This is a genomic window from Streptomyces solicavernae, from assembly GCF_029968095.1.
GTDB lineage: Bacteria > Actinomycetota > Actinomycetes > Streptomycetales > Streptomycetaceae > Streptomyces > Streptomyces solicavernae.
Genome location: NZ_JASCIR010000004.1, coordinates 163,688 through 189,605, shown reverse-complemented (window position 1 = coordinate 189,605; position 25,918 = coordinate 163,688). Strand labels below are relative to the sequence as shown.

General features: G+C 71.3%; 27 protein-coding genes. 10 read left to right on the top strand and 17 right to left on the bottom strand.

Annotation, left to right across the window (positions count from 1 at the left end; translation table 11 throughout):
- Positions 1-88: 88 nt before the first annotated feature.
- The 4 genes from QIS99_RS07510 to QIS99_RS07495 form a co-directional block, all read right to left on the bottom strand.
- Positions 89-1,327, bottom strand: coding sequence for a hypothetical protein (locus QIS99_RS07510; protein WP_282511715.1), 1,239 nt, complete (start codon positions 1,325-1,327; stop codon positions 89-91).
- Positions 1,317-1,865 carry a DUF6114 domain-containing protein gene (locus QIS99_RS07505; RefSeq protein ID WP_282511714.1) on the bottom strand — a complete coding sequence of 183 codons (549 nt, stop codon included), beginning with the start codon at positions 1,863-1,865 and terminating at the stop codon, positions 1,317-1,319. The genes QIS99_RS07510 and QIS99_RS07505 overlap by 11 nt, the downstream gene beginning before the upstream one ends.
- Positions 1,866-2,064: 199 nt before the next feature.
- On the bottom strand, positions 2,065-2,697 hold the full coding sequence (locus QIS99_RS07500; RefSeq protein ID WP_282511713.1) for a DUF6230 family protein: 633 nt from the start codon (positions 2,695-2,697) through the stop codon (positions 2,065-2,067).
- 776 nt (positions 2,698-3,473) lie between these two features.
- Complete coding sequence (locus QIS99_RS07495; protein ID WP_282511712.1) at positions 3,474-4,451, bottom strand: tetratricopeptide repeat protein; 978 nt, start codon at positions 4,449-4,451, stop codon at positions 3,474-3,476.
- Between the two features lie 381 nt (positions 4,452-4,832).
- Between QIS99_RS07495 and QIS99_RS07490 the strand changes: the two genes are divergently transcribed.
- Positions 4,833-5,477 carry a TetR/AcrR family transcriptional regulator gene (locus QIS99_RS07490; protein WP_282511711.1) on the top strand — a complete coding sequence of 215 codons (645 nt, stop codon included), beginning with the start codon at positions 4,833-4,835 and terminating at the stop codon, positions 5,475-5,477.
- Positions 5,478-5,534: 57 nt separating this feature from the next.
- Here QIS99_RS07490 and QIS99_RS07485 read toward each other — a convergent pair whose 3' ends face one another.
- The 5 genes from QIS99_RS07485 to QIS99_RS07465 form a co-directional block, all read right to left on the bottom strand.
- Positions 5,535-6,623, bottom strand: coding sequence for an alpha/beta fold hydrolase (locus QIS99_RS07485; RefSeq protein ID WP_282511710.1), 1,089 nt, complete (start codon positions 6,621-6,623; stop codon positions 5,535-5,537).
- A gap of 114 nt (positions 6,624-6,737) precedes the next feature.
- Positions 6,738-8,438, bottom strand: coding sequence for an acyl-CoA mutase large subunit family protein (locus QIS99_RS07480; protein WP_282511709.1), 1,701 nt, complete (start codon positions 8,436-8,438; stop codon positions 6,738-6,740).
- A 134-nt stretch (positions 8,439-8,572) separates the two neighbouring features.
- Entirely contained in the window at positions 8,573-8,911 is a 339-nt protein-coding gene (locus QIS99_RS07475) for a DUF3817 domain-containing protein (protein ID WP_282511708.1), read from the bottom strand.
- A 77-nt stretch (positions 8,912-8,988) separates the two neighbouring features.
- Positions 8,989-9,498 (bottom strand): MarR family winged helix-turn-helix transcriptional regulator, encoded by a 510-nt coding sequence (locus tag QIS99_RS07470; protein WP_282511707.1) that lies wholly within the window; start codon positions 9,496-9,498, stop codon positions 8,989-8,991.
- Between the two features lie 21 nt (positions 9,499-9,519).
- Positions 9,520-9,696, bottom strand: a complete 177-nt coding sequence (locus QIS99_RS07465; RefSeq protein WP_282511706.1) for a hypothetical protein — start codon at positions 9,694-9,696, stop codon at positions 9,520-9,522.
- Positions 9,697-9,743: 47 nt separating this feature from the next.
- On the opposite strand from QIS99_RS07465, the gene QIS99_RS07460 reads away from it, so the two are divergent.
- A complete protein-coding gene (locus tag QIS99_RS07460; protein ID WP_282511705.1) occupies positions 9,744-10,805 on the top strand; it encodes a glycoside hydrolase family 6 protein in 1,062 nt (353 codons plus the stop codon).
- Between the two features lie 47 nt (positions 10,806-10,852).
- Here QIS99_RS07460 and QIS99_RS07455 read toward each other — a convergent pair whose 3' ends face one another.
- The 3 genes from QIS99_RS07455 to QIS99_RS07450 all read right to left on the bottom strand — a co-directional run bounded on the left by QIS99_RS07455 (position 10,853) and on the right by QIS99_RS07450 (position 14,349).
- Positions 10,853-12,685, bottom strand: a complete 1,833-nt coding sequence (locus QIS99_RS07455; protein ID WP_282511704.1) for a glycosyltransferase family 2 protein — start codon at positions 12,683-12,685, stop codon at positions 10,853-10,855.
- Positions 12,686-12,877: 192 nt separating this feature from the next.
- Entirely contained in the window at positions 12,878-13,072 is a 195-nt protein-coding gene (locus QIS99_RS32300) for an acyl-CoA carboxylase subunit epsilon (protein ID WP_408909497.1), read from the bottom strand.
- Positions 13,073-13,104: 32 nt separating this feature from the next.
- Positions 13,105-14,349 carry a cytochrome P450 gene (locus QIS99_RS07450; RefSeq protein ID WP_282511703.1) on the bottom strand — a complete coding sequence of 415 codons (1,245 nt, stop codon included), beginning with the start codon at positions 14,347-14,349 and terminating at the stop codon, positions 13,105-13,107.
- Positions 14,350-14,775: 426 nt separating this feature from the next.
- Between QIS99_RS07450 and QIS99_RS07445 the strand changes: the two genes are divergently transcribed.
- The 4 genes from QIS99_RS07445 to QIS99_RS07430 all read left to right on the top strand — a co-directional run bounded on the left by QIS99_RS07445 (position 14,776) and on the right by QIS99_RS07430 (position 18,563).
- Positions 14,776-15,837 carry a type III polyketide synthase gene (locus QIS99_RS07445; protein ID WP_282511702.1) on the top strand — a complete coding sequence of 354 codons (1,062 nt, stop codon included), beginning with the start codon at positions 14,776-14,778 and terminating at the stop codon, positions 15,835-15,837.
- Between the two features lie 47 nt (positions 15,838-15,884).
- On the top strand, positions 15,885-17,102 hold the full coding sequence (locus QIS99_RS07440; protein ID WP_282511701.1) for a cytochrome P450: 1,218 nt from the start codon (positions 15,885-15,887) through the stop codon (positions 17,100-17,102).
- Positions 17,099-17,635, top strand: coding sequence for a cupin domain-containing protein (locus tag QIS99_RS07435; RefSeq protein WP_282511700.1), 537 nt, complete (start codon positions 17,099-17,101; stop codon positions 17,633-17,635). Before QIS99_RS07440 ends, QIS99_RS07435 begins: the two co-directional genes overlap by 4 nt.
- 130 nt (positions 17,636-17,765) lie before the next feature.
- Positions 17,766-18,563 (top strand): hypothetical protein, encoded by a 798-nt coding sequence (locus tag QIS99_RS07430; protein WP_282511699.1) that lies wholly within the window; start codon positions 17,766-17,768, stop codon positions 18,561-18,563.
- On the opposite strand, the gene QIS99_RS07425 is transcribed toward QIS99_RS07430, so the two are convergent.
- From QIS99_RS07425 to QIS99_RS07415, 3 genes are all read right to left on the bottom strand, one after another.
- On the bottom strand, positions 18,543-20,063 hold the full coding sequence (locus tag QIS99_RS07425) for a DHA2 family efflux MFS transporter permease subunit (protein ID WP_282511698.1): 1,521 nt from the start codon (positions 20,061-20,063) through the stop codon (positions 18,543-18,545). The genes QIS99_RS07430 and QIS99_RS07425 overlap by 21 nt on opposite strands.
- Before the next feature lie 179 nt (positions 20,064-20,242).
- Positions 20,243-20,536: an MTH1187 family thiamine-binding protein gene (locus tag QIS99_RS07420; RefSeq protein WP_282511697.1), complete on the bottom strand. Its 294-nt coding sequence runs from the start codon at positions 20,534-20,536 to the stop codon at positions 20,243-20,245.
- Positions 20,533-20,877, bottom strand: a complete 345-nt coding sequence (locus QIS99_RS07415) for a DUF3817 domain-containing protein (RefSeq protein ID WP_282511696.1) — start codon at positions 20,875-20,877, stop codon at positions 20,533-20,535. Before QIS99_RS07415 ends, QIS99_RS07420 begins: the two co-directional genes overlap by 4 nt.
- Positions 20,878-21,061: 184 nt before the next feature.
- Between QIS99_RS07415 and QIS99_RS07410 the strand changes: the two genes are divergently transcribed.
- The 4 genes from QIS99_RS07410 (at position 21,062) to QIS99_RS07395 (ending at position 23,781) form a co-directional block, all read left to right on the top strand.
- Positions 21,062-21,700, top strand: coding sequence for an AIM24 family protein (locus tag QIS99_RS07410; protein ID WP_282511695.1), 639 nt, complete (start codon positions 21,062-21,064; stop codon positions 21,698-21,700).
- Entirely contained in the window at positions 21,700-22,350 is a 651-nt protein-coding gene (locus QIS99_RS07405) for an AIM24 family protein (RefSeq protein ID WP_282511694.1), read from the top strand. Before QIS99_RS07410 ends, QIS99_RS07405 begins: the two co-directional genes overlap by 1 nt.
- On the top strand, positions 22,347-23,114 hold the full coding sequence (locus tag QIS99_RS07400; protein ID WP_408909496.1) for an AIM24 family protein: 768 nt from the start codon (positions 22,347-22,349) through the stop codon (positions 23,112-23,114). Before QIS99_RS07405 ends, QIS99_RS07400 begins: the two co-directional genes overlap by 4 nt.
- Positions 23,115-23,304: 190 nt before the next feature.
- A complete protein-coding gene (locus QIS99_RS07395) occupies positions 23,305-23,781 on the top strand; it encodes a MarR family winged helix-turn-helix transcriptional regulator (RefSeq protein WP_282511693.1) in 477 nt (158 codons plus the stop codon).
- Between the two features lie 51 nt (positions 23,782-23,832).
- Here QIS99_RS07395 and QIS99_RS07390 read toward each other — a convergent pair whose 3' ends face one another.
- Positions 23,833-25,248 carry a sensor histidine kinase gene (locus tag QIS99_RS07390; RefSeq protein ID WP_282511692.1) on the bottom strand — a complete coding sequence of 472 codons (1,416 nt, stop codon included), beginning with the start codon at positions 25,246-25,248 and terminating at the stop codon, positions 23,833-23,835.
- Positions 25,245-25,907 (bottom strand): response regulator transcription factor, encoded by a 663-nt coding sequence (locus QIS99_RS07385; protein ID WP_282511691.1) that lies wholly within the window; start codon positions 25,905-25,907, stop codon positions 25,245-25,247. The genes QIS99_RS07390 and QIS99_RS07385 overlap by 4 nt, the downstream gene beginning before the upstream one ends.
- Positions 25,908-25,918 lie beyond the last annotated feature (11 nt).

Genomic DNA, 25,918 nt, shown 5'->3' with positions numbered 1-25,918 from the left:
GCGGAAAGGGGGCGCCCTCGGCGTATGCGGCCCCGGCGTACGCGGCCCCGGCGTACGCGGCCCCGGCCGTGCCTCGCTCCCGCTCGGCTCAGTCGGTGATCTCCTGGTGGAAGCCCGGCACGGTCAGGTTGCCGCCGAACTGGGCCGCCTGCACCGCCTCGACGTTCGTCAGGTAGATCGTCGGGATGTTCAGCGGCGGCGGGTGCTCCGGGTCGAAGGTGACCGGGATCAGGCCGAAGAGGTGGCCCGAGAGACGCTCGGTGTACATGATCGTCTTGCCGCCGCGGATCGTGGACGTAGCGCCCTTCGCGGACTTGATGTGGTACGTCTCGCCGCCGGGGCCCTCGACCGTCTGGTGCAGGTCGCCGATGTCCGTGCCCTTGCTGATCACGTACTTCATGACCTGCTTGGTCTTGCCGCTGGGCGTCTTCAGGTTGACGATGCCCTCGTAGTCGGCGCCCTTCAGGAGCAGCGAACTCGCCTTCAGGTGCCAGGGGTCCTCGGGAATCGGCGCCGGCGGGACCTCGTCGTCGCCCGCGACCTTCTTCTCCTCGACGCACGGGAACGGCTTCTTGCCGTCCGCGTCCGGCGCGAGCGGATCGGTGTCCTCCGCGGGCTTCAGACCGTCGACGGTGTCCTTCGCCTTGTCGGCGGCGTCCTTCGCCCCGTCGGTGACCTTGCCGACGGCGTCCTTCGCGCCGTCGACGGTGTCCTCGACCGGGTCCGTGGCGTCGCTCTTCCCGCCCTCGGACGCGGGTTCCTGCGAGGCGGACGGCTCGGGGGCCGGCTCCTCGGACTCCTTGTCGTCGGTCGGGTCGTCCGGGGTGAAGAAGTCCTTGATCGCGTCGCCGACGCCCAGCGGGTCGAGCGGGTTCTTCGACTCGGACGGGGACGGCTCGGGCTCCGGCTCGTCGGCCTGGCCGCCGGCTGCCTTGTCGCCGTCGCCGGTGGACGGGGAGGGGGTGGGCTCGTCGCCCTCGGACGGAGTCTCGTCCTTCGCCTCGCCCTTGGCGTCCTCGGCCGCCTTCTCGGCCTTCTCCGCCTCGGCCTTGTCCTTCTCCTCGGCCTCCTCGGCTTCCTTGTCCGGCGCCGTCACGCAGGGGCCGTCGCGGAACGGGTTGTCCGGCACCGGCTTGGCGTGCGCCAGGGTCGGGGTCAGCCCCATGCCCATGAGGATGCTGGTGGGCATGGCGGCGATGGCTATCGCCTTGCCTGCGGGCATGTTCAGCCGTGTGATCAGCGGCTTCTTAGGGGCGGCGTGCCGCGGCCCGGTTCGGTTACGGGAACCGGCCTCGGTGGCCTCGTAACTCACCTCGTCACCCGGCACGGTGCCTCCCGTTCGTCTCGTTCATCGAGCCCGTTCCTGTCAGGTCGTCGAGCGCACCGTTCACAGCAGGCTCCGCCCGGTCGTCGTCCGTGGCGGGCTCGTCGGACCTGCCGCCCCGGTGTGCGCCACGGCCGCCGGTCTCCCCGGCCGGAGCCCAGGAGATGCCGAGCGCGCCGCCGATCAGCGCGAGCAGGAACCCGACGACGAATCCGCCGATGTTCGACACCACCAGGGAGACCAGCGCGAGGAGGATCGCGGCGACACCCGCGAAAACCCGCGAGTGGTGCTGGAACCACATGGTCAGGCCGAGCACGATCAGCAGAACGCCGATGATCAGTGAACCCGCCCCGGCGGTGGTGGCCATGGCGAGCGTCAGGTTGCCGAGCTTGATGTTGCCGTACGGCAGATAGGCGATCGGCAGGCCGCCGAGGATCGTGAGGAGGCCCGCCCAGAAGGGCCGGCTGCCCCGCCAGGCCCGGAACTTCCTCCGGTGGATCGTGAGGAAGTGGTCGTTCGGCCCCTCTGTCACGGCGCTCATGGGACAACAGCTCCTTGGAACCGGCGGTACGTGAAATCAGTGCGGATCTGTGGTGGCGGGCGGGGAGACCGTTGCTCCGCGCCCGCCGGGGTCCTGCCGTTACCTTCCGGTCGGACGACGGGAAAGTGACGGCAGGGCCCCGCCAGCTGCCCTGCGGGCACCCCCTGTTGACGGGGGCCGCGGGGACGAGGGCGAGTGCCTAGAAGCACTCCTTCTTGCCCTTGTGCAGCTTCATGCTGAGGCCGCTCAGCTTGAAGGTGCCGGCGCTGGTCGCCCACGCCGTCTGCTCGATGTTCTTGAGGATGGCCCGGTCGGCCTCCTGCGCGAAGCCGTTCGGGTTCGCCTGCTCCTTGCCGCCCTTCATGCCGGGGCCCTTGGTGGACTGGCCGGCGGCGACACCGATGTTGAGGCCGCGGAACTCCGCGTCGGCGTCGAGCTGCGCGACGTCGATGTAGAGGTTCTCGGCCTTGACGGGCGTGCCGTTGCCGCCCGCCCTCAGCTGGAGCGTGATGTCACCGAGCACCGGCACGTGGGAGACCACGGACTGGCACATGTTGGTGATCTCCGCGGACTTGAACGCGGAGACGGAGACGGGGTGGTGGGCCTTCTTGCCCTCCATGTCGACGCCGACGTCGACACCGCCGTACTGGACCAGACCCTTGCCGTCGAGCTTGTCGGCCGACACCTTGAACGACTGACCCGACACACTGAACGATGCCGCGAGCGCGCCCTGCCCGAGGGCGACGCCTATCGCGGCAGTCGCCGCGACGCTCGGCACCATGACCACGGCGAACCGCTTCCACCTGGTTCCGCCACGAGCCACGGATTCCATGACTTTCCTCCTTCTCGGACGTACATCTCCGGCTCTGACCGCGCCTTGCGGCACGGCCGGGCAGGGATGGGAGAAGTGCTACGTCCTCGGGAAGGAGCGCCCGTGTCGCAGACGCCAACCGCGCCCGCACCACCGGCGATCACCCCCGAGCGACAACCACTGGTCGCGCCTGCACGCAACCTCTCGGACAGGCCCCGCCGTTCGGCGGAGACCCCCCTGTCCTCGACCGTCGGCGGCGCCTCCGGCCACTCGGTGGGGACCCAGGGGCCCGACGCCCCGAGCTGGTTGTCGGGAAGTGCGGGCATGGACCGAGCGTGGCCGATCGTGGTGCATTCGGAGCGCCCGCACAAGGGGTTCGTTACCCGCTGGTAACGGCTGGATAACCGGGCCACGACGGGGTGACATCGTGCGGCCACACTCGGTGCAGCCAACCTCTGGAACATATGCGGAAATTGATGAGCAGAACCGGACAGAACCCACCCGGCGATTTACTCCAAGTAACAGCGGCCGCGATTACCAAGTTTTGGTAAAACGCGGCCGCCGAATCGCTGTGTCGCCAAATTTTCACAAGGCCGCTGCGGTCCCGGCCGTTTAGCGCCAGGTCACCAACTGGCCCTGCGCGGAGGGCCGACGAGCCCGTGAAGCGCCGCCGCGCTGTGTGCCCGTCAGCCCTTGCGGTGCGTGCCCGTCAGCCTTGCCGTGCGTGGCCGTCAACCTTGCCGTGTGTGCCCGTCAGCCTTGCCGTGCGTGGCCGTCAGCCTTGCCGTGTGTGCCCGTCAGAACAGCGCGCGGGCGAGCGCCGAGCGCGCCGAGGCCACCCGCGGATCATCCGCCCCGACGACCTCGAAGAGTTCGAGCAGCCGTACGCGGGCGGCGTCGCGGTCGTCGCCGAAGGTGCGCTTGACGGTGTCGACGAGCCGCCCGAAGGCGTCCTCGACGTGACCGCCGACCAGGTCGAGGTCGGCCGCCGCGATCTGCGCCGCCACGTCGGCGGGCTTGTCGGCGGCGTCCTTGCGCACCTGCTGGGCATCCAGGCCCTGCACGCGCTGCAGGAGGTCGGCCTGGGCGAGGCCGAGCTTGGCCTCGGTGTTGCCCGGGTCGTCGGCGAGCACATTCCGGTACGCCTGCACCGCACCGCCCAAGTCCCCGGCGTCCAGGGCCTGTACGGCGGCTTCCAGCAGGGCGTCGTACGGGCCGGCCGGGACCTCGGCGGGGGCCGTGTCGTCCGGGGCGGCGTCCGGGTCGACGGTGATGCCGGTGATGCCGAACCGCTCCTCGGCGACCTGGACGAGCTGGTCGATGGTCTCGCGGATCTGGGCCTCGGGCGCGGCGCCCTGGAAGAGGGGCAGGGCCTGGCCTGCGACGACGGCGAAGACAGCCGGGATGCCCTGGATCCCGAACTGCTGCATCAGCATCTGGTTGGCGTCGACGTCGATCTTGGCGAGGAGGAATTTGCCGTTGTACTCGGTGGCGAGGCGTTCGAGCAGCGGGCCGAGCTGCTTGCACGGCTCGCACCACTCGGCCCAGAAGTCGAGGACGACCGGGACCTCGGCGGAGCGCTGCAGGACGTCGTTCTCGAAGCCGGCCTCGTCGACGTCGATCACCAGACTCGACGGGGACACTGCCGGGACGGCGCCGCCGCCCTGCCGCGCCTGTTCGGCACGCGTCTGCTCCGCCTTCGCCTTGGCCTCTTGGGCCGCCTTCACCGCGGCGAGGTCGACGACTCCGCTCATGGACATGTTCCGTGGCTGCATGAGTACATCCTCCCCCTTCCGCGCGCGACTGCGAAAAGCGCGGTGAAAAGCCCTGCCCAGGGCCTGCCGAATCGTGCGCGGGTCCGGCAGAATCCGTGGGACCGCGGCCCGCCCGCAGGCCCCCCGCCGGATTGCGAGGCGTACGGACAGGTCACGGTCCGGGTCCCGAGGAGGACCGGTACTGCGGTGGCGCGGGGTCCCCACCCCGCACCTGTGGTTGCCGCCCGGGAGGCTCCCCGTCGAAGTCCCACGAGCGTCTAGCTTTCGCTACGACTCGTAGCGTATATCGCCGCCGTTCCGTCTGCCCAGCCGTCGCCGGTGATCTCCCTCACGGAATCGCCGTGGGGTACGCCGGACTTACCGGCGGGTATCGTCGGCCGCATGTGCCGTACAACCCCATCTGCCGGGCGCAAGGGACGCCCCCGGAGCGCCGAGGCCGACGCCGCGATCCTGTCGGCGACCCGCCAGGCCCTGGTGGACCTCGGCTGGTCGAAGCTGACGATGGGCGACGTCGCCGCCCGCGCGGGCGTCGCGAAGACGACCCTGTACCGGCGCTGGGCGGGCAAGAGCGAGCTGGTCGTGGACGCGGTGGCGGTGCTCTTCGACGAGCTGGAGCTGCCGCCGGACCGCGGCAGCCTGGCCGCGGACGCGGAGTACGTGGTCCTGCAGTTCGCGGCGCTGCTGGAGCGGCCGGAGGCGCGTACGGCGCTGATGGCGGTGGTCGCGGAGTCGACCCGCGACGAGGCGCTGCGCACGCGCATCCGGCACGCGATCGTGGACCGCCAGAAGCGGCTGGTCCTGGAGGGCCGCCGCCGCGCCCAGGAGCGCGGCGAACTCCCCTACGAGTCCGACGAGTCGGCGGCGGCCCGCACCGCGGATCTGATCTTTGACGTGGTCGCGGGGGCGGTGGTGCACCGGTCGCTGGTCAGCGCGGAGCCGGTGGACACTCAGTGGGCTCGGGCGTTCACGGTGCTGTTGCTGGGGGGTCTGGCCGCGGCGACCGGCTTCGCACCGTCGCCCCGGTGACCGTCGACCCGGTGACCGTCGTTTCGCCCTCCGGGCGCCTCCTCCCCGCCCCGCCGCTCACTTCCAGGCGCAGCTGCCCAGCGAGGCCTTGCCCGCCTCCACCAGCCGCTCCGCCTCCCGCGCCGGCAGCAGCGCGCTGTGTGCGCCGCGGCAGACGACCGTGCGGTCGCCGTGGCCCGCGAGGTCGGCGAGGATCTGGTCCCAGTGCCGGTACTGGACGTCGTGGCCGGTGTCGGCGTAGCGCCGTACGACCTCACGGCCGGGCAGCGCCTGCTGCCAGCGGGCGAGCGTGGACGGAGGGACCGTCGTGTCCTTCTCGCCGGCGTAGAGGAACGCCGGGGCCTTCAGCGCGGACAGGTCGGGACCGGGACGGTCGCAGTAGAGGCGCTGTTCGTGCACCTGGGGCGCGACATCCGACTGCTGGCCCCGCTGGTTGAAGGTCCGCGCGCCCTCTTCGTACGCGGTGTCGACGAAGCCGGGGATGGACCTGACGGGGCTGTCGTCGGGCAGCGCCCACCACTTGCGCGGGTCCTTGACGGAGTCCTTCAGGGCCGCGGCGAGCTCTTCGTCGGAGAGGTCGCAGTACGAGGGCTTCGCGCCGTACGGCGGCAGGGCGGCGGCCAGGTGCAGTGCGCGGACGCGTTCCGGCGCGCGGGCGGCGAGTTCGGCCGCGTAGGGGCCGCCGCCGGAGATGGCGATGACGGAGACCTTCTCGACGCCGAGCCGGTCGAGCACCCCGAGCGCGTCCTCGACGAAGTCCTTCTTGCCGAGTGACGGGTCGAACTCCGTGTCGCCGAAGCCGTTCCGCTCCACGGAGATGAGGCGCAGGCCCATCGAGTCCCGGGTGGAGGCGAAGAAGTCGGTCATGTGCTGGGCGCGGGCGGAGGTGCCCGTACCGCCGATGAAGAGCACCGGCCGGCCGTCGCGCGGGCCCGCGTCGGTGAAGTGCGCCGTGCGCCCGGAGGGCAGCTTCGCCGCGCGCACGTCGGGGCCGAGCGAGTCGAACTCGTCCTGGACCTCGGGGAGTCGGGGCGTGTCGGCCACGACGGGCCCCGAGCCGGCGACGAGGAGCGCGCCGACCACGGCCAGGGCGGAGGCGCCGAGGGCGGTGACGGCGAAGTGCGTGTGACGGCGGGGTGCTCTCAAGATGTCCTCCGGGGCAGGTGCGTGTATCGCGAACGCACCTACCCCGGAACATGAACCGGAATCCTGGCTACCGGAATCCTGACTACCGGAATCCTGACTACGGGAATCCTGGCTTCAGAACCCCGGGGGCTCCGTGTACACCCCCCACTCGTCCCGCAGCGCATCGCAGATCTCGCCGAGGGTGGCCTCCGCGCGGACCGCGTCCAGCATCGGGCCGATCATGTTGCCGCCGTCGCGGGCGGCGGCGAGCATCGCGTCGATCGAGGACCGCACCCGGGCGTCGTCCCGGCCGGACTTGCGGCCGCCGAGGGCCCGCACCTGCTCGCGCTCCACCTCGTGGCTGACCCGCAGGATCTCCAGGTCGCCGGTGACGGACGGAGTGTGGACGTTGACGCCGACGACCCGCTTGTCGCCCTTCTCCAGGGCCTGCTGGTACTGGAAGGCCGACTCGGCGATCTCGCCGGTGAACCAGCCGTCCTCGATGCCGCGCAGGATGCCGGAGGTGATCGGCCCGATGGGGTGCCTGCCGTCGGGGTGCGCCCTCAGGCCGCGCTCCTTGATCTGGTCGAAGATCCTCTCGGCGTCCGCCTCGATGCGGTCCGTCAGCTGCTCGACGTACCACGAACCGCCGAGCGGGTCCGCCACGTTGGCGACGCCGGTCTCCTCCATCAGGACCTGCTGCGTGCGCAGCGCGATCTCGGCGGCCTGTTCGGAGGGGAGCGCCAGGGTCTCGTCCAGGGCGTTGGTGTGCAGGGAGTTGGTGCCGCCGAGCACGGCGGACAGGGCCTCGACGGCGGTGCGTACGACGTTGTTGTACGGCTGCTGCGCGGTCAGCGAGACGCCGGCGGTCTGGGTGTGGAAGCGGAGCCACTGCGCCTTGTCGGTCTCAGCGCCGTAGACCTCCTTCATCCAGCGGGCCCAAATGCGCCGCGCCGCACGGAACTTGGCGATCTCCTCGAAGAAATCGACGTGCGCGTCGAAGAAGAAGGAGAGGCCGGGCGCGAACACGTCCACGTCGAGCCCGCGCGAGAGCCCCAGCTCCACGTACCCGAAGCCGTCCGCGAGCGTGTACGCCAGCTCCTGCGCGGCCGTCGCCCCGGCCTCGCGGATGTGGTAGCCGGAGACGGAGAGCGGCTTGTACGCGGGGATCTCGCGGGCGCAGTGCTCCATCAGGTCGCCGATGAGGCGGAGGTGGGGCTCGGGCTCGAAGAGCCACTCCTTCTGCGCGATGTACTCCTTGAAGATGTCGGTCTGCAGCGTGCCGTTGAGCGCGGCCGGGTCGACGCCCTGGCGCTCGGCGGCGACGAGGTACATGCAGAAGACCGGCACGGCGGGGCCGGAGATCGTCATCGAGGTCGTCACCTCGCCCAGCGGGATGTCCTTGAACAGGACCTCCATGTCGGCGGCCGAGTCGATGGCGACGCCGCAGTGGCCGACCTCGCCGAGCGAGCGCGGGTCGTCGGAGTCGCGGCCCATCAGGGTCGGCATGTCGAAGGCGACGCTGAGTCCCCCGCCGCCGTTGGCGAGGATCATCTTGTACCGCTCGTTGGTCTGCTCGGCGTTGCCGAACCCGGCGAACTGGCGGATCGTCCAGGTCCGGCCCCGGTACCCGGTGGCGTGCAGCCCGCGCGTGTACGGGTACTCGCCGGGCCAGCCGATGCGCTCGAACCCCTCGTACGTGTCCCCGGGGCGTGGCCCGTAGACCGGCTCGACCGGATCACCGGAGAGCGTGCTGAAGTCGGCGTCGCGCTTGCGTGCGGCGTCATAGCGGGCCTGCCAGCGGCGGCGGCCGTCCTCGATCGCGTCAGCGTCCATGCCTACCAATTTACTAGGACGTCCTAGTAAATGTCGATGGCCGACCGGCGCCCAACCCTCCGGGGACCCGGGAAAGGAGCCTCTGAAAGAGGCTCTGACCAGGAGCCGTCGACGAGTGGCGCAGGGGGCGGCGGCTACGCCTTGGCGGCCTCGGGCGCCGGGTCCGCGACCTTGGCGGCGAGCTCGGCGGAGATCTTGCGCTCGACGAAGAAGGCGGCCGTCGGGACGGTGCCCGCGAGCAGCACCCACAGCTGCTTGCCGACCGGCCACTTGGCCTTGGAGCCGAGGTCGAAGGCGAAGATGAGGTACACGACGTACAGCCAGCCGTGCGCGATGCTGACGACCTTCGTGAAGTCCGCGGCCCCGTCCAGGCCCAGGGCGTACTTGCCGATCATGCCGAGGCACAGCAGGACCAGGAGGACACCGGTGATGTAGGCGAGGGCGCGGTAGCGGGTCAGCACGGATCGCTTCATGCGTACGAGCGTAACCGCCCGTTATGCGCGATCTTCAGGCGGCCCCGGCCCCGGCCCCGGCCGACGGGGACGCGGGTTCAGCTCTCCTCGAAGTCCTGCGCCGCCACCCGCAGCGGCCGCAGCATCGCGAAGATCTCCGCGCACTCCTCGGCGTCGTACGCGCCCAGGCCGAAGTCCATCGCCATCAGGTCGCGGGTGGCCGCGTCGACCGTCTCGCGGCCCTTGTCCGTGATGGAGGCGAGGGTGCCGCGGCCGTCGTTGGGGTTGGGGCGCTTGTCGACCAGGCCCGACCTCACCAGGCGGTCGACGGTGTTGGTGACCGAGGTGGGGTGCACCATCAGGCGCTCCCCGATCTTCGACATCGGCAGCTCACCGGCCTTGGAGAAGGTGAGCAGCACCAGCGCCTCGTACCGCGCGAAGGTCAGTCCGTAGGGCTTGACGACCGCGTCCACCTCGGCGAGCAGGATCTGGTGGGCACGCATGATCGAGGTGATCGCGGCCATGGACGGCACGGAACCCCAACGCTGCTTCCAGAGGTCATCGGCTCGCGCGATGGGATCGAACGACAGACTGAGCGGCTTCGGCACGCACCTGACCTTACCGGGCGGTCACATGCCGGTCAGCCCCGTCTCGCAGTACGGTCTGCGACCCGTACGGCCGACTCCGTGCCGGGGGGCCGCCCCGCTGACCCGTACGGCCGACCGGACCGCCTCCACCCGGCCCACCGCCTCCCCCCTGACCTGGTGCTGAGCGGTGTCGCAGCCCGGCGGGCGAATGTCCGTCATGCCACGATTGCCCGGTCCTTTCGTGCGCCGTTGCCCAAGGGGGCAGGATGCCCGCCCACACCACCCGCACCGACCACCGCAGCCGCCGCGGCCGCCCGGGCCGCCGCCGGCTCGCGCGCGGCGGGGCCGCGCTCGCCGCGCTCGGGCTCGCCCTCGGCTGCAGCCCGGAGTCGGACGACCCGCAGACCGAGGACGCGGCGCTCGTGAGCGGCCCGTCCAAGCCGTCGGGCGGCCAGTCCGAGTTCTGGGTGGACCCGGACAGCCCGGCCGCCCGGCAGGTCGCGGCCTGGCGGGCGGAGGGCCGCGACGCCGACGCCGAGGTGCTGCGCCGCATCGCCGGCCAGCCGATGGCGGCGTGGCCCGCGGGCGACGATCCGGGTCCGACGATCAAGGCGGCCACCCGCGGCGCCGCGAAGGAGAACCGCACCGCCGTCCTCGTCGCGTACAACATCCCGCACCGCGACTGCGGGCAGCACTCGCGGGGCGGGGCCGTGAGCGCGGAGGCCTACCGGCAGTGGATCGGCGCGTTCGCCGACAACATCGAGGACAGCAAGGCCCTGGTGATCCTGGAGCCGGACGCCATCCCGCACGTCGTGGACGGCTGCACCCCGGCCGAGTACCAGGAGGAGCGCTACCGGCTGCTGTCCGAGGCGATCGACCGCCTCAAGAAGCAGCCGAACGTCAAGGTCTACCTGGACGCCGGGCACTCCGCCTGGATCCAGGACCGCGGCAAGCTCGCCCGGGCGCTGCGGAAGGCGGGCATCGACCGCGCGGACGGCTTCGCCCTGAACGTCTCCAACTTCCAGACCGACGCGGCCACGAAGGCGTACGGCAAGGACCTCTCGAAGATCCTTGGCGGCAAGCACTTCGTGATGGACACCGGCCGCAACGGCAACGGCCCGATGCCCGGCGGCGACGAGGCCTGGTGCAACCCGCCCGGCCGCGCCCTCGGCAAGCGGCCCGGCACCAGGACCGGCGACCCGCTCGTCGACGCCTACCTGTGGATCAAGCGCCCCGGCGAGTCCGACGGCGAGTGCCGGGGCGGCCCGCCGGCGGGCAAGTGGTGGCCGGAGTACGCGCTGAGCCTGGCGCGCAACTCGAAGGGATAGCCCGTTCGCTCGAAGGCACAGCCCGTTCACTCGAAGGCACAGCCCGCTCAGCTCCCTCCCGAAGGCGCGCTCGACACTCTGGTCGTGGCCGTGGGGGCCGCCGGGGCCGCCTGGGTCGTCGGGGTGGCCTCCGGTGCGGGTGGGGCGGCCTTGACCAGTTCGGGCCCTGGGGCAGCCTCGGCCACCGTCGCGCCCGCCCGCCGCGCGCGGAACTCTCCGAACGCCCAGATGCTGACCGGCGCGAGCGAGATCACCAGGGCGAGGACCGCCCAGGTCCGCATCGCGGCGTGGGTGTGGCCGAGGAGGAGCGAGGCGGCGAGCGAGACGACCAGCAGCGTCGCCCAGGACAGATGGACGCGGAAGGTCAGCAGCCGGTCGGGGCTGGCGTCGTCGCCCTTGGGGGTGACGACGAACTTGCAGGGCCTGCGCAGGACCGCGGCCCCCAGGGACTTGGCGTAGATCGGCGCGGAGAGCGCGGACATCGCCATCCCGGCGAGGCCTCCGGAGCCCTCGGGTTCGTGCGGGGAGACGTTGTGCCGCCGGTTCCACAGATAGAGGCCCACCTGGAGCGCGGCGGCGTCGCTGTAGAGCATCAGCCAGATCGACGCGGCGACCTGCGTGCCGGACGCCCCGAAAACCAGGAACAGGAAGCAACTGAGGATGCCGAGCGTCCAGTTCACGGCGGTCATCGGGTAGTAGACGAGCATCAGCGAGTAGTTGAAGAACCGTCCGGGAGGCATCCGGAACGGCGCCCGCCAGTACTGCTTGAGGACCGTCTCGTACGTGCCGCGCGACCAGCGGAGCTGCTGGGTGAAGAAGTCGGTCCAGGAGGCGGGGCCCTCCCCGACGGCCAGGACGTCCGGGGTGTACACGGAGCGCCAGTGCCGGCCGGTGCGCGGGTTCCTGGTGCGGTGCAGCTCGAAGCCGGTGGCCATGTCCTCGGTGATCGAGTCGCAGAGCCCGCCGACCTGCTTGACGGCGGCTATGCGTACGGCGTTGTTGGTGCCGACGAACATGGGGGCGCGGTAGGCGTTGCCGGCGCGCTGGATCAGCGCGTGGAAGAGGAACTGCTGGGACTCGGCGGCCTTGGTGACGGGGGTGTCGTAGTTCCCGTACACCTGGGGTCCGACGACGAAGGCGACGTCCGGGTCCCGGAAGTAACCCATCATCCGTTCGAGGAAGTTGGGGAGCGGTACGTGGTCGGTGTCCACGGAGGCGAAGAAGTCGTAGTCGCCGCCGTGCATCGCGAGCCAGGCGTTGTAATTGCCGTGCTTGGTGCGGGCCTTGTGGACGCCCGTCTCGCGGTTCCACTCGGGCACCCCGTTGCGGGTGAAGTGCCGGACGCCGAGTTCCGCGCAGAGCGCCTTCACCGCGCCGTCGTCGCCCTCGTCCAGGAGCCATATGTCGAGCGGCCCCCTGTGGCGTATTCGGGTCGCGCCCTCAAGGGTGGCGCGGACCATGCCGAGGGGTTCCTTGCCGGGGACGTACGTGGTGAGGAAGGCGACGCGGGTGCCCGGCTCGGGTGTGACGGGTATCGGGTCCCGCGCCACCAGCGTCGCGTGGGCGATGGAGACGACGTTGACGACCATGAACAGCTCGATCAGGCCGATCGCCACGAGCATCGTGACATCGAGGCCGACGAGCCAGCGCTCGCCGCCCTCGCGCTGCGTCCAGTGGCTCGGCCAGACGAGGTAGACGAGCAGGAGGCCGGTGAGGACGGGGGCGAGCGTCATCAGGAGGACGGCGCGTATTCGGTGCGGCTCGCGGGAGAGGAGCTTGGTGTACTGCACCCGGTAGCCGCCGCCCTTGCCACCGGCCGGCTCGGTGAGCGGCCCCGCGAGTGTGCTGTGGGTGTCGTAGTCGTAGCCCTCCGGCCGCACAGCGCCTCCAGGTCTCGATGATCTGGCGATGGCAAGTTCAGGTACGAACAAGCCAATAACCCTACAAAAAGGGATATTTGCCGGAGTGTCGAACCGGACTCGTCCGTGTGAGCGGTTCCGGGGCGGGCCGTTATGGGGCAGGCGGTTCCGGGGCAGGCCGTTCCGGGGCAGGCCGTTCCGGGGCAGGCGGTTTCACCGGGGAGGGGACACCGCGTGGGAACGCCAGGAGTGCGCAGGGAGGTACGGCGGTTGGCGGTCCCACCCCGCGCGACGGGAACGCGGGAGCGGGTCGCGCAACGCGTGGGAACCACGTACCAGCGCCACGAAGACCGCCGTGAGCGCAGCCAGTTCCAAGTGGTTCGGGCTGCCTCTGACCACCTTGATCATGTGCCGCTCCGCCTTGCTGGTGCGGCGGTGTATCACCAGGACACCGGCAGGGCTTTGGGGCCGCGGATCAGACCACCCGTCTGCCACTCGATCCGCTCGGGCGGCACCGCGAGCGCGAGCGTGGGGTAGCGGTCGAGCAGGGTGGCGAGGATGATCTCGGACTCCATCCGGGCCAGCATCGAGCCCACGCAGTGGTGCGGGCCGTTCCCGAAGGCCATATGGGCGATGGGCCCCCGGTCGAAGTCCAGTGCGTCGGGCTCGGGGAAGGCCTCGGGGTCGCGATTGGCCGCGAGGTACGACGAGTAGACCGCCTCGCCGGCCCGGACCACGACACCGGCGATCTCGACGTCCTGTGTGGCGATCCGCGGCAGGCCCACTCCGCTGCGGTGCGGGATGTAGCGCAGCAGCTCGTCTACGGCCTGCGGGATCAGCTCCGGTTCGGCGCGCAGCCGTTCCAGCTGCCGCGGGTGGGTGAGCAGGGCGTACACCATGTTGGCGCTGTTGTTGCGTACGGCGTGGGCGCCGCTCACCAGGATGGCGGTGGCCAGGGAGACGGCCTCAGGCTCCGTGATCTCGCCGGCGTCCGAGGCCGCGGCGAGGACTCCGGCCAGGTCGTCGCGCGGCTCCTCGCGGCGCCGGGCGAGCAGGTCGACGACGCACTCGCGCACCGTCATCCGGGCGTCGCTGCTCCGCTCGGGGGCCGGCCCTGGCGTCATGATCAGGTTCGCCCAGGACGTCATGTCCTTGCGCATGTCCTGGTCCATGCCGAGCAGGTCGGCGACGGCCGCGAGCGGGAAGGGGCCGTGCAGGTGCTCCACGAGGTCGGCCGGTGAGCCGTGCCGCTCCATCGCGTCGAGGAGGCCGTCGGCGGTGCGCTGCGCGGCGGGCCTGAGCTTGTGCATGCTCTTGCCGGTGAACGCCCGCGCCACCACCCGGCGCATGTCGTTCAGGCGCGGCGGGTCCGCGTAGTTGAGGGACGCCTGCTGGGAGGCGATCGCGTGCGGCGAGGAGCTGGTGACCGTACGCCCGACCAGCTCCGCCCTGCTGAAGCGCGGGTCGGTCGTCGCCGCCTTGACGTGGGCGTAGCTCGCCATCAGCCAGGCGCTGCCCTCGCCGAACGGCAGCTGGACCCGGGTGGCCCGCCCGTCGCGCAGCCGGTCGTGCAGGAAGGGGTCGAAGTCGAGGCCCTGGAGGTCGTCGAGGCTCCAGCAGTGGACCGTCTCGTCCGAAGCCGGTTCCGTCCCGGGGCCGAAAGGAGCGCGCGGCTCTGACGTCATGCTTCATCTCCCTGCTTCGCTGTGTGCACTGTCTGTTCGGTCCGGCTCGGTCTGTTCGACCTGGCTCGGTCTGGCTCGGTCTGGCTCGGTCTGTTCGGTCCGGCTCGGTCCGGGCTCGGTCTGTTCGGTCCGGCTCGGTCCGGCTCGGTCTGTTCGTTCCGGCTCGGTCCGGCTCGGTCTGTCTCGGCCTGCTCTGTTGTCGCTCCCGGTCGCTCCCGGGTCGCTCCCGGCGGTCGATTCCGGCGGTCGCTCCCGGCGGTCGATTCCGTGGGGCGCGCGGGCTGCGCCATGCCTTCCCGTTCGCCCCCGGTCCGCCGCGCGCGGCGCCCAGCGTCACCGGATTGGCCGCGTCACCGGCGGAACCGTCCCGCGCGCGCAATGCGCACGGGTCCGTGAGGCTGTGTCCGAACAGGAAGGAGAGCCGCCGTGGCGACTCTGTGCAGACCGACGGTGTCCGTGCCCGAGCATGTGCTCACCATGGAGCAGACCCTCGACCTGGCCCGGTCCGTGCACACGGACCATCCGCAGCTCGACCTGGCCCTGCGGCTGATCGAGAACACCGGCGTCGCGAAGCGGCACGTGGTGCGCCCGATCGAGGAGACCCTCAGGCACCCCGGCTTCGAACAGCGCAACGCCGTCTACGAGGCCGAGGCCAAGGCACGGGTTCCGGAGGTGGTACGTCAGGCGCTGGTCGACGCGGACCTGCGCCCGAAGGACATCGACCTGATCGTCTACGTGTCCTGCACCGGCTTCATGATGCCGTCGCTGACCGCGTGGATGATCAACACGATGGGGTTCCGCACCGACACCCGGCAGTTGCCCATCGCCCAGCTGGGATGCGCGGCGGGCGGGGCCGCGGTGAACCGTGCGCACGACTTCTGCACGGCGTACCCGGAGGCGAACGCGCTGATCGTCGCCTGCGAGTTCTGCTCCCTGTGCTACCAGCCGAGCGACCTGGAGGTGGGCAACCTCCTCTCGAACGGCCTCTTCGGCGACGGCGTGGCCGCAGCAGCCGTCCGCGGCCGCGGCGGCACCGGCATCGAACTGCGGCGCAACGGCTCGTACATCATCCCCCGTACGGAGCAGTGGATCGCGTACGAAGTGAAGGCGACCGGGTTCCACTTCCGGCTCGACCGGCGCGTTCCCGGCACCATGGAGCCGCTTGCTCCGGTGCTCAAACAGCTGGCCCATGCGCATGGCTGGGACGCCGCGGCCCTGGATTTCTACATCATCCACGCAGGTGGGCCGCGGATCCTCGACGACCTGAGCAAGTACCTCGGTGTGGCATCCGAAGCATTCCGCTTCAGCCGGACCACACTGACCGAGTACGGCAACATCGCGAGCGCCGTCGTCCTGGACGCGTTGCGCCGGCTCTTCGACGAGAACGGCACCCACGACACCGCGCGAGGTCTCCTGGCGGGATTCGGCCCGGGGATCACCGCCGAGGTCGCACTGGGCAACTGGAGCACGGGACGAGAGGCCGCCTAGGCGAGACCACTCAGGCGAGAGACCGCGTCACGGAGGAATCGACAACGATGCTGAGGGACGGCCCCGACACCGCGCAGCCACCCGTCACGCACTGGCCGGCACTGCATCTGGACGGGGTCGACTTCGACCCCGTCCTCGCCGAGCTGATGCAGGCGGGACCGGTGACCCGTATCAAGCTCCCCAACGGAAGCGGGTGGGCCTGGCTGGTCTGCCGTTACGACGACGTGCGGATGGTGACCAACGACCCCCGGTTCAGCCGCAAGCTGGTCGTCGAGCACGATGTCACCCGCCTGGCCCCCCACTTCATCCCCGCCCCCGGCGCGGTCGGCTTCGAGGACCCGCCCGACCACACCCGGCTGCGCCGCGCCGTCGCCGGGGCCTTCACCGCCGGCGGTGTGGAGCGGCTCCGTACGCGGGCACAGGACATCCTCGACGGGCTGGTCGACGGGATGCTGCGCGACGGGCCGCCGGCGGACCTGACCGAGCGGCTGCTCGCGCCGTTTCCGCTCGCCGTCGTGTGCGAGCTGATGGGCGTTCCGGAGGCCGACCGGTCGACGGTGCACGAATGGACCACGCTGATCCTCTCCTCGGCCCACGGTGCGGGGCGCAGCGAGCGGGCCAAGGCGGACATGCTGGCCTACCTCGGCGGGCTGCTGCGCGAGGGGCGCGGCGCGGGCGGCGACACCGTCATCGGTCTCCTCGTCGGAGCCGTCGAGAGCGGAGAGGTCACCGAGGAGGAAGCCACCGGCCTCGCCCTGCTCATCCAGATCGGCGGCGAGGCGGTCACCAACAACGTAGGCAACATGGTCTACATCCTGCTCACCCGGCCGGACCTCCTTCAGCGGCTGCGCACCACACCCGAGTTGCGGCCGTCGGCGCTCAACGAACTCCTGCGCTACATCCCGCACCGCAACGCCGTCGGCCTCTCCCGGATCGCCCTCGAAGACGTCACCGTCGCCGGCCACCTCATCCGCGCGGGCGAGGCGGTCTACGTCTCCTACCTCGCCGCCAACCGCGACGCGGACGTCTTCCCCGACCCCGACGAACTGCGGCTCGACCGCAGCCCCAACCCGCACGTCTCCTTCGGGTACGGACCCCACTACTGCCCCGGAGCCGTCCTTGCCCGCCTGGAGTCCGAACTGCTGGTGGACGCGCTGCTCGACCGGTTCGCGGAGTTGCGGTTCGCCGTCGAACCGGACGAGTTGCGCTGGCGTCCCGGAGCTCTCATCCGGGGGCCCGAAGGTCTCCCGGTGACCTGGTCATGACCGCACACCTCGCCCGTTCGGGACTCCTCGTGCCGCCCGGCCAGGGCCGGACCCTGATCACCACCGCCCAGCAGGTCACGTTCAAGGTCACCGGGGAGCACTCCCAGGTGACCTCCAGCTTCGAGGTCGTCGTACCGCCCGGCTTCGACGTCGGCGCCCACCTGCACACGCGCAGCGAGGAACTCTTCTACGTCCTGGAGGGCGAGCTCGACGTGATGGCGTTCGAGCCCCGCGTCCGCACCGGGGACGACTGGCGGCAGTGGCGGGCGCTCGACGGCCGCCGCGTCGTCCGGGCGACTCCCGGAACCGTCATCGTGGTTCCGCCCGGCTGCCCGCACGCCTTCGCCAATCCGACGGGCGAACCGGCCAGAATGTTCTTCCAGGCCTCACCGCCTCCGGATCACGAGCGGTACTTCGAGGAGCTCCTCGCCCTGCTCGACTCCGGCGTATCACCGGACCCCGCGGCGATCCAGGAACTGCGGGCCCGCTACGACATCGAGCAGCTCACTCCGCTGCGCCACGAACTGTCCTGACGACGACCAGTCCTGACGAAATGTCCTGACGAAATGTCCTGACAACGACCAGTCCTGACGAACTGTCCGCACACCTTTCCCCCTCCACTTGGCCCCTCCACTCCGCCCCTCTTCATGCTCGGGAGACTTCATGCTGCGCACTCGGCGCACCCTGCGCACCGCCATGCGTGCCCTGCCCACCTCGGTTCTCGTCCTGGCCTCCGTGGCCGTGGCCCCGGCCCCCGCCGCCGAACCCCTGCCCGCCCACTGGTGCACCGTCAACGGCGAAGAGGCCCCGCCCGGCTCGAAGGTCGAGGGAACGCCGGGCCCCGACACGATCCTGTGCGAGGGCGACGTGCAGAACGTCATCGTCTGGGGAGGCGGCGGCAACGACAAGATGCGGGTCAAGGGCCTCGTCGTGGACGCGTCGGTGCTCGGCGGCGAGGGCGCCGACACCATCCAGGTCAACAACCTCTTCCCCCGCAACGCCGACTCGATGGTCCGCGGCGGCGGAGGCGACGACACCATCATCACCGCCCTTGTCGTGGGCACCGCCGAGCACGGCGCCACCGTGCACGGCGACCACGGGGACGACGAGATCACCACGGGCGCCGTACAGGGCTATCCCGGCACGTACAAGCGCGGCGGCGGCCAGGTGTTCGGCAACGACGGCAACGACGTCATCCGCACCAGCTCCGTCGACATCGGCGGCCGGGTCGTCGGCGGCAGCGAGAACGACCTCATCGAGCCCAAGTCGCTGGGCACCGAGTCCTCCGGGACCGTCCAGGGCGGACCGGGTGACGACGTGGTCCAGGCGCAGGATGGCGGGGTCCTGACGATCGGCCCCGGTTGGGCGATGGTCGACGGAGGCCCGGGAACGGACGACTGCAGGGTGAAGCACGCGTCGGAGGGCGAGCGGATCCGCAGCTCAGTCGCGGCCTGCCCCTGAGGGACGGCGGCCCCGCTGGGCGCCGTGGGCGCGCTCCACGGACAGGCCGCCGGGCAGCATGAGGAACGTCAGGACGGCGCCGGCGACGAAGATTCCCGCCGCCGCCGCGAAGACGGTGTGACAGCTCTCCAGGGCGGCCCGCGCCACGACACCCGGCGTGGGCCGCCTGTCCGCCAGATGGGCGGCGGCGGAGCCCGCGGCGAGGGTGCTCATGAGCGCCGTGCCGACCGAACCGCCGATCTGCCGCATGGCGTTGACCGTGGCCGAGCCGACACCCGCGTCCCGGGGGTCGATTCCCGCGGTGCCGAGGTTCATGGCGGCCGCCGTGATCAGGCCCATGCCGAGGCCGGTGGCGACCTGGCCCGGCACGAGGTCTACGACGTACGCCCGGTCCGGCGAGAGGCCGGTCAGCCACGCCATGCCGGCCGCCGCGAGCAGCATGCCGCCGCTGACGCGGGCACGGGCGCCGAGCCTGCGGAACAGCCCCGTTCCGCTGCCGATCGCGCTGAGCACGACGGAGCCGGACATGGGCATGAAGGCGAGACCGGTCCTCGCGGGGCTGTAGCCGCGGGTGTGCTGCAGGTAGTACGCGAGGAACAGGAAGCACCCGAACATGCCGAGGCCGGTGAGGAACACGGCCACCAGAGCCGTCCCGCGGACCCGGTCGAGCACGATGCGCAGCGGCAGCAGCGGGTGGCGGGCCCTGTGCTGCCACCCCACGAAGCCCGCGATCAGTACGGCGCCGGCCGCGAGGAAACCCCAGCTGTCCGGGGACGCCCAGCCGTTCACGCCGGCCTGCGCGAGGCCGTACACGACGCAGAAGAGCCCGGACGAGGCCAGGGCGGTGCCCGGCAGATCGAGCCTGGGCGGGGCGGTGGGCCGTTGCCGCCCGAGCAGCAGCGCGCCGCCGGTGACGGCGACGGCGGCGAAGAGGACGTTGACGTAGAGCGTCGAACGCCAGCTCAGATGCTCGGTGAGCAGGCCGCCCAGGAGCAGCCCCACCGCCCCTCCCGAGGCGGCGAGCGCGCCGAACACGCCGAAGGCCTTGCCGCGTTCGGGACCGGTGAACGTCGTCGTGAGCAGGGCGAGGGCGGCGGGTGCGAGGAGGGCCGCGCAGACGCCCTGCAGGGCACGGGCCGTCACCAGGAGCTCGAAGGTGCCCGCGGCGCCGCCGAGCGCGGAGGCGGCGGCGAACCCGATCTGGCCGACGAGGAAGGCGCGCCTGCGCCCGAACAGATCGGCCACCCGCCCGCCGAGCAGCAGGAGCGTGCCGAAGGCCATGGCGTACGAGGTCACCACCCACTGGCGGCGGCTGTCGGAGAACCCGAGGTCGGCCTGCGCGGAGGGCAGGGCGATGTTCACGATGGTGGCGTCGAGGACGACCATGAGCTGAGTGAGGCCGATGACCGCGAGGATCTTCCAGCGGCGCGGATCGGGCGGCGGCGCGGCCTCGGCAGGCCCGCGGCCGGTGCGGGTTCCGCCCGTGGGCTCCGATGTCATGGTGCGCCTCCGTGCGGTGCGCGGGATCTGCCTGAGCCCCATCTGACCCGCTGCGGGGGCGGGGCGCATCCGGTGGGGACCCGAACATGGGGACCCGGACATGGGGACCCGGACATGGGGACCCGGACATGCGGAGAGCCCCCGCGGGGCGGGGGCTCTCGGGACGTTCGCACGGGCCGTCAGCCGGCGAGGTGGCGCTCCACCGTCTCGACCTTCGACGTCATGCCGTCCGTCACGCCGGGGCGGATGTCCGCCTTGAGGACGACGGAGACCCGCGGGGCGCGCGCCTCGACGGCGGCGACGGCGCGCTTCACGACGTCCATCACCTCGTCCCACTCGCCCTCCACCGAGGTGAACATCGCGTCCGTGCGGTTCGGCAGGCCGGACTCGCGGACGACGCGGACGGCGTCGGCGACGTACTCCCCCACGTCCTCGCCGACGCCGAGCGGGGTCACGGAGAACGCGACGATCACGCGGTCACCGTGCCTTCCTCGCGGGCGCGGGACGCGATCACCGCGGCCTCGGCCTCGCGCTTCAGCATCTTCTCGGCGAAGAAGCCGCCGGTCGGCAGGACGGAGAGGACGAAGTAGAGCGCGGCCCGCTTGACGTCCCACTTGGTGCGGTTCCAGGCGTCCAGCCAGAACAGCACGTACAGGATGAACAGGATGCCGTGGATCGCGCCCATCACCGGCACCGCGTTGAACTCCGTGGTGCGCTTGAGCACCGAGCAGACGAGCAGCAGCAGGAACGAGATGGCCTCCGGCGCGGAGACCAGGCGCAGGCGGCGGAGGGCGGAGGCGGTCTTGAGGTCCACGGGTCACCTTCGTCGGGGGGCGAATGCGGTCGGGGGCGATCGGGCCGGGCCGGTCCGGCCGGCCGTCGGCGATCGCCTTGCGGCTGATCTTGTGAACGTACGCACAAGCTCGGTTCCCATTGTGGCAGCCGCACTTTGCCGACTCTTTATCAGGGTCCGATTCGGGGTCGACTAACGTCGGACCGTGGCTCAGTTCCGACTGCAAGGCAGCAAGGTGCTCGCCGTCTCCCTGGCGGGCGACGCGGTGAAGGCGAAGAACGGCTCGATGGTCGCGTACGACGGCCAGGTGGCGTTCAAGAAGATGTCCGGCGGCGGGGAGGGCATCCGCGGCATGGTCACACGGCGCCTCACCGGCGAGCAGATGACCGTGATGGAGGTGAAGGGGCACGGCACGTGCTTCCTGGCCGACCGCGCGAGCGAGATCAACCTGGTGCAGCTGCAGCACGACACGTTGTACGTGGAGTCCAGCAACCTGCTCTGCACCGACGCCGGGCTGCGCACCGGCACCAGCTTCACCGGGCTGCGCGGCGCCTCGCAGGGCAACGGCCTGTTCACGACGACCGTGGAGGGCACCGGCCAGGCGGCGATCGTGTCGGACGGCCCGGCGGTGGTCCTGCGGGTGTCGCCGCAGTACCCGCTGAGCGTCGACCCGGGGGCGTACATCGCGCACCAGGGGAACGTCAGCCAGAGCTTCCAGTCGGGCGTGAACTTCCGCACGTTCATGGGCGAGGGGTCCGGCGAGTCCTTCCAGATCCGCTTCGAGGGGGACGGCCTGGTGTACGTCCAGCCCAGCGAGCGGAACACGATCGGCGGGGAGGTCTGATGCCGTTCCGTGAGGTCAACTCGAAGATGGTCGAGGCCACGGTGAGCCCGGGGCAGCGGCTGTTCAGCCAGCGCGGGGCGATGCTCGCGTACCAGGGGGACGTGTCCTTCACGCCCAATGTGCAGGGCGGGCAGGGCGGGGTGATGTCGATGGTCGGGCGGCGGGTCGCGGGCGAGGCGACGCCGCTGATGACCGTCGAAGGCCAGGGCACGGTGATGTTCGGGCACGGCGGCCACCACATCGAGGTGATCAACCTCGCGGGGGACACGCTGTACGTGGAGGCGGACCGGCTGCTTGCCTTCGACGGGACGCTGGAGCAGGGCACGATGTTCATGGGCGCGCAGGGCGGCGTGATGGGCATGGTGCGCGGCCAGGTCACCGGCCAGGGCCTGTTCACGACGACCCTGAAGGGCCACGGCGCGGTGGCGGTCATGGCGCACGGCGGAGTGGTTCAGCTCCCGGTCACCCCGCAGGCCCCGGTGCACGTCGACCCGCAGGCGTACGTCGCTCACCACGGGGACGTACGCAACAAGTTGTCCACGGCGCTGGGCTGGCGGGACATGGTGGGGCGCGGCTCGGGTGAGGCGTTCCAGCTGGAGCTGTCCGGCAGCGGCGCGGTGTACGTCCAGGCATCGGAGGAGAAGCTGTGAGCACGCCCGTGGTCCTGGACCCGATGACGCTGCCGAGCGACGACAACGTCAACCCGTACACCTTCTGCGTGGAGTTGAAGGGGAGCCAGTGGTTCCTGCAGAAGGGGAAGATGATCGCGTACTACGGGTCGATGGACTTCCAGGGCATCGGGCACGGCCGGCTCGACCGGCTCGTACGGACGTCGTTCCATTCGCCTCTGCACGCGAGCGACTGGGTGGTGGCGGAGGGCAGCGGCAAGATGCTCCTCGCCGACCGGGCCTTCGACGTCAACTCCTTCGACCTGGAGGAGGGCAACCTGACCATTCGCTCCGGCAACCTCCTCGCTTTTCAGCCAAGTCTCGCGCTGAAGCAGAGCATCGTTCCGGGGTTCCTGACGCTCATCGGCACGGGCAAGTTCGTGGCGGCGAGCAACGGCCCGGTGGTGTTCATGGAGCCGCCGATCCGGGTGGACCCGCAGGCGCTGGTCGGCTGGGCGGACTGCCCCTCGCCGTGCCATCACTACGACCACGGGTACCTGACCGGCGTGATGGGCGGCATCCGGGCGCTCACCGGGATCGGCGGGGCCTCGGGCGAGGAGCACCAGTTCGAGTTCGTGGGCGCGGGTACGGTGCTGCTGCAGTCGTCCGAGACACTGATGCCGGAGCAGGCGACGGGCGCCGCGCCGCAGGAGCCCGGGGTTCCGGGCGGGGGCGGGCCGGGCGGCCAGGGGGCACCGAGGCTTCCCGGCCAGCTCGGGGACCTCCAGCGTCGCTTCGGGCTGTGAGCGGTAGTCTGCGGAGTGTGACGGCTTCGAACAGCGGAGTTCGAACGGCGGCGCGCGGCACCCCGTCAGGCGGGGTGTGACGCCCTGCCAGGCGGGGCGCGACGCCCCGCCGGAACGCCCGTCCGGGCCGTGTGCGCCGTCACACCTCCCATTCTCGTTTACTTTTCAACTTCTTAGGTAGAATCGATACATGGAGACCGAAACGGCCACCCCCTGGCTGACCGAAGCCGAGCAGTGTGCGTGGCGCACACACCTTGAGGTCAACCGGCTGCTCACGTACCAGCTGGAGAAGGACCTGCAGCCCTTCGGCCTCACGATCAACGACTACGAGATCCTGGTCAACCTCTCCGAGTCCGAGGACCAGCGGCTGCGGATGAGCGACCTCGCGACGGCCACACTGCAGTCCAAGAGCCGCCTCTCGCACCAGATCACCCGCATGGAGAACGCCGGCCTGGTCCGCCGCGAGCACTGCGAGTCCGACCGGCGCGGGCTCTACGCGGTCCTGACGGAGCAGGGCATGGAGACGATGCGCAAGGTCGCCCCGCACCATGTCGAGTCCGTGCGCAAGCACTTCATCGACATGATGGCCCCGGAGGCGCTGCAGCAGCTGCGGGCGACGCTCACGCCGATCGCGGAGCAGCTGCGCGCGGAACGCGGCAGGCCGTAGCAGGCCCCCGCGGGGACCCAGGGCTCGTCCGGCCCCAACCCGCGTCCGCCCCTAACCCCCGAGCGGCAGTTCCACCCGGAACAGGGCCCCGCCTTCCGGCGACCGGCCGACCGTCAGGCGGCCGCCGTGGCGTTCGGCGACGTCGCGGGCGATGGCCAGGCCGAGGCCCGCGCCGCCGTCGTCGCGGCTGCGGGCGTCGTCGAGCCGTACGAACCGCTGGAAGATCCGCTCCCGTTCCGCGTCCGGCACCCCGTCCCCGTCGTCCGCGACGGCAAGCACCGCCACGCCGCCCTCGGCGTGCGCCTCGACCGTGATCCGGGAGCGCGCGTGCCGCTGCGCGTTGTCCAGGAGGTTGCCGAGCACCCGCCCCAACTGCGAGCGGGAACCGGCCAGTTCGAGCCCCTCGTCCACGGCCCGCACCGCCACCGGCACCCGGTCCCCGGCGCGCTGCGACACCTCCTCGCGCACGAACGCCGCCAGGTCGAGCCGCGCCTCGCCCGGCCGCTCCCCCGCGTCGAGCCGGGCGAGCAGCAGCAGGTCGGCGGCGAGCTGCTGCAGCCGTACGGTGTCCGCGACCGCGCCCGGAACGTCCAGCAACTCCGGGTGGGCGGCGCCCACTTCGAGCTGGGTGCGGAGCGAGGCGATCGGGCTGCGCAGCTCGTGCGAGGCGTCCGCGACGAACCGCCGCTGCCGCTCCACGCTCGCCTCCAGGGCCGTCAGGGTCTCGTTGGTGGTCCGCGCGAGCCGCGCCACCTCGTCGTGCGCGTCCGGCTCCGGCACCCGCCGTGACAGGTCCTCCGAGGCCGTGATCGCGGCCATCTCGGCGCGGATGCCCTCCACGGGGCGCAGCGCGCGCCGCGTCACCAGCCAGGTGGTACCGGCGACCACGAGCAGCAGCAGCGGAAAGCCGATGAGCATCGCCGTGGCCGCCGTGCCGACCGCGCTGCGCTGGGCCTCAAGGGGCGCGCCCGCGTACACCCGGACCGTCTCGTCCCGCAGGTCGTCCACCTCGACCTCGGCGAAGCGGTACGCGGCCTCGTCGCCGTCGACCGTCGCCCGGCCCGTGGTGTGCCGGGTGACCTCGCCCAGCTCGCCGGGGCCCGGGGCGTCGTCCTCGTCGTCGTCCCGGTCCGCGCCCGGCGCCGGGACCGGGCGCACCGCGGACGCTCCGGTGCCGTGGATCGCCTCCAGGTCCTCGGAGGCGGCGAGCACCCGGTCGTCCTCGTCGACGACCTGCACGGGATGGTCCTCGCCGTCCGGAAGGTCCAGGTCCTTGTACGGCGTACGGGCCGCGAGCTGTGAGGCGACCTGCCGGGCCGCGTTGTCCGCGTCGGCGTCGGCCCGGTCGCTCAGGTTGCCGCGCAGCGAGAGCAGGACCGCGACGCCCGCGGCGACCAGGGCCACGGCGACGACGAGGGTGGCGCCGAGCGTGGCCTTCGCCCGGATCGACCCGAACACGCGGCTCACCGCGCCTCAAGCCGGTAGCCGGCGCCGCGCACCGTCCTGATCAGCGGGGCGCCCAGCTTGCGGCGCAGCGCGCTGATGTAGACCTCGACGATGTTCGGGTCCCCGTCGTACGCGAAGTCCCAGACGTGCTCCAGGATCTCGGCCTTGGACACGACGGTCCCGGCGCGCGTGGCGAGCTGTTCGAGGACCGCGAACTCCTTTGCGGTGAGCGTCACTTCGGCTCCGTCGCGGCGGACGCGGCGGGCGGCCGTGTCGACCTCGATCTCGCCCAGCGCGATGACGGGCGAGGCCCCGCTGCTGCCGCGCCGCCGCAGCAGCGCCTTGACGCGGGCGACGAGGACGACGTACGAGAACGGCTTGGTCAGATAGTCGTCCGCGCCGGTGTCCAGGCCCTCGGCCTCGTCGTACTCGCCGTCCTTGGCGGTCAGCATCAGGATCGGGACGTCGTGGCCCGCGGCGCGGAGGGCGGCGCAGACGCGGTAGCCGTTCATGCCGGGGAGCATGATGTCCAGTACGACGAGGTCGTACACGCCCTCGCCCGCCCGGTGCAGCCCCTCCAGGCCGTCGTGGACGACGTCCACGGCGTACCCCTCGGCGGTGAGTCCCTTGGCCAGGGACAGGGCGAGTCTCTTCTCGTCCTCGACGATCAGCAAGCGCATGCGCAAAGGGT

Coding starts and splice junctions, on each gene's coding strand:
- QIS99_RS07505 (WP_282511714.1), bottom strand. CDS start 1,865: ATGAGCGCCGTGACAGAGGGGCCGAACGACCACTTCCTCACGATCCAC.
- QIS99_RS07500 (WP_282511713.1), bottom strand. CDS start 2,697: ATGGAATCCGTGGCTCGTGGCGGAACCAGGTGGAAGCGGTTCGCCGTG.
- QIS99_RS07495 (WP_282511712.1), bottom strand. CDS start 4,451: ATGCAGCCACGGAACATGTCCATGAGCGGAGTCGTCGACCTCGCCGCG.
- QIS99_RS07490 (WP_282511711.1), top strand. CDS start 4,833: ATGTGCCGTACAACCCCATCTGCCGGGCGCAAGGGACGCCCCCGGAGC.
- QIS99_RS07480 (WP_282511709.1), bottom strand. CDS start 8,438: ATGGACGCTGACGCGATCGAGGACGGCCGCCGCCGCTGGCAGGCCCGC.
- QIS99_RS07475 (WP_282511708.1), bottom strand. CDS start 8,911: ATGAAGCGATCCGTGCTGACCCGCTACCGCGCCCTCGCCTACATCACC.
- QIS99_RS07465 (WP_282511706.1), bottom strand. CDS start 9,696: ATGACGGACATTCGCCCGCCGGGCTGCGACACCGCTCAGCACCAGGTC.
- QIS99_RS07460 (WP_282511705.1), top strand. CDS start 9,744: ATGCCCGCCCACACCACCCGCACCGACCACCGCAGCCGCCGCGGCCGC.
- QIS99_RS32300 (WP_408909497.1), bottom strand. CDS start 13,072: ATGATCAAGGTGGTCAGAGGCAGCCCGAACCACTTGGAACTGGCTGCG.
- QIS99_RS07450 (WP_282511703.1), bottom strand. CDS start 14,349: ATGACGTCAGAGCCGCGCGCTCCTTTCGGCCCCGGGACGGAACCGGCT.
- QIS99_RS07440 (WP_282511701.1), top strand. CDS start 15,885: ATGCTGAGGGACGGCCCCGACACCGCGCAGCCACCCGTCACGCACTGG.
- QIS99_RS07435 (WP_282511700.1), top strand. CDS start 17,099: ATGACCGCACACCTCGCCCGTTCGGGACTCCTCGTGCCGCCCGGCCAG.
- QIS99_RS07430 (WP_282511699.1), top strand. CDS start 17,766: ATGCTGCGCACTCGGCGCACCCTGCGCACCGCCATGCGTGCCCTGCCC.
- QIS99_RS07425 (WP_282511698.1), bottom strand. CDS start 20,063: ATGACATCGGAGCCCACGGGCGGAACCCGCACCGGCCGCGGGCCTGCC.
- QIS99_RS07405 (WP_282511694.1), top strand. CDS start 21,700: ATGCCGTTCCGTGAGGTCAACTCGAAGATGGTCGAGGCCACGGTGAGC.
- QIS99_RS07395 (WP_282511693.1), top strand. CDS start 23,305: ATGGAGACCGAAACGGCCACCCCCTGGCTGACCGAAGCCGAGCAGTGT.
- QIS99_RS07385 (WP_282511691.1), bottom strand. CDS start 25,907: ATGCGCTTGCTGATCGTCGAGGACGAGAAGAGACTCGCCCTGTCCCTG.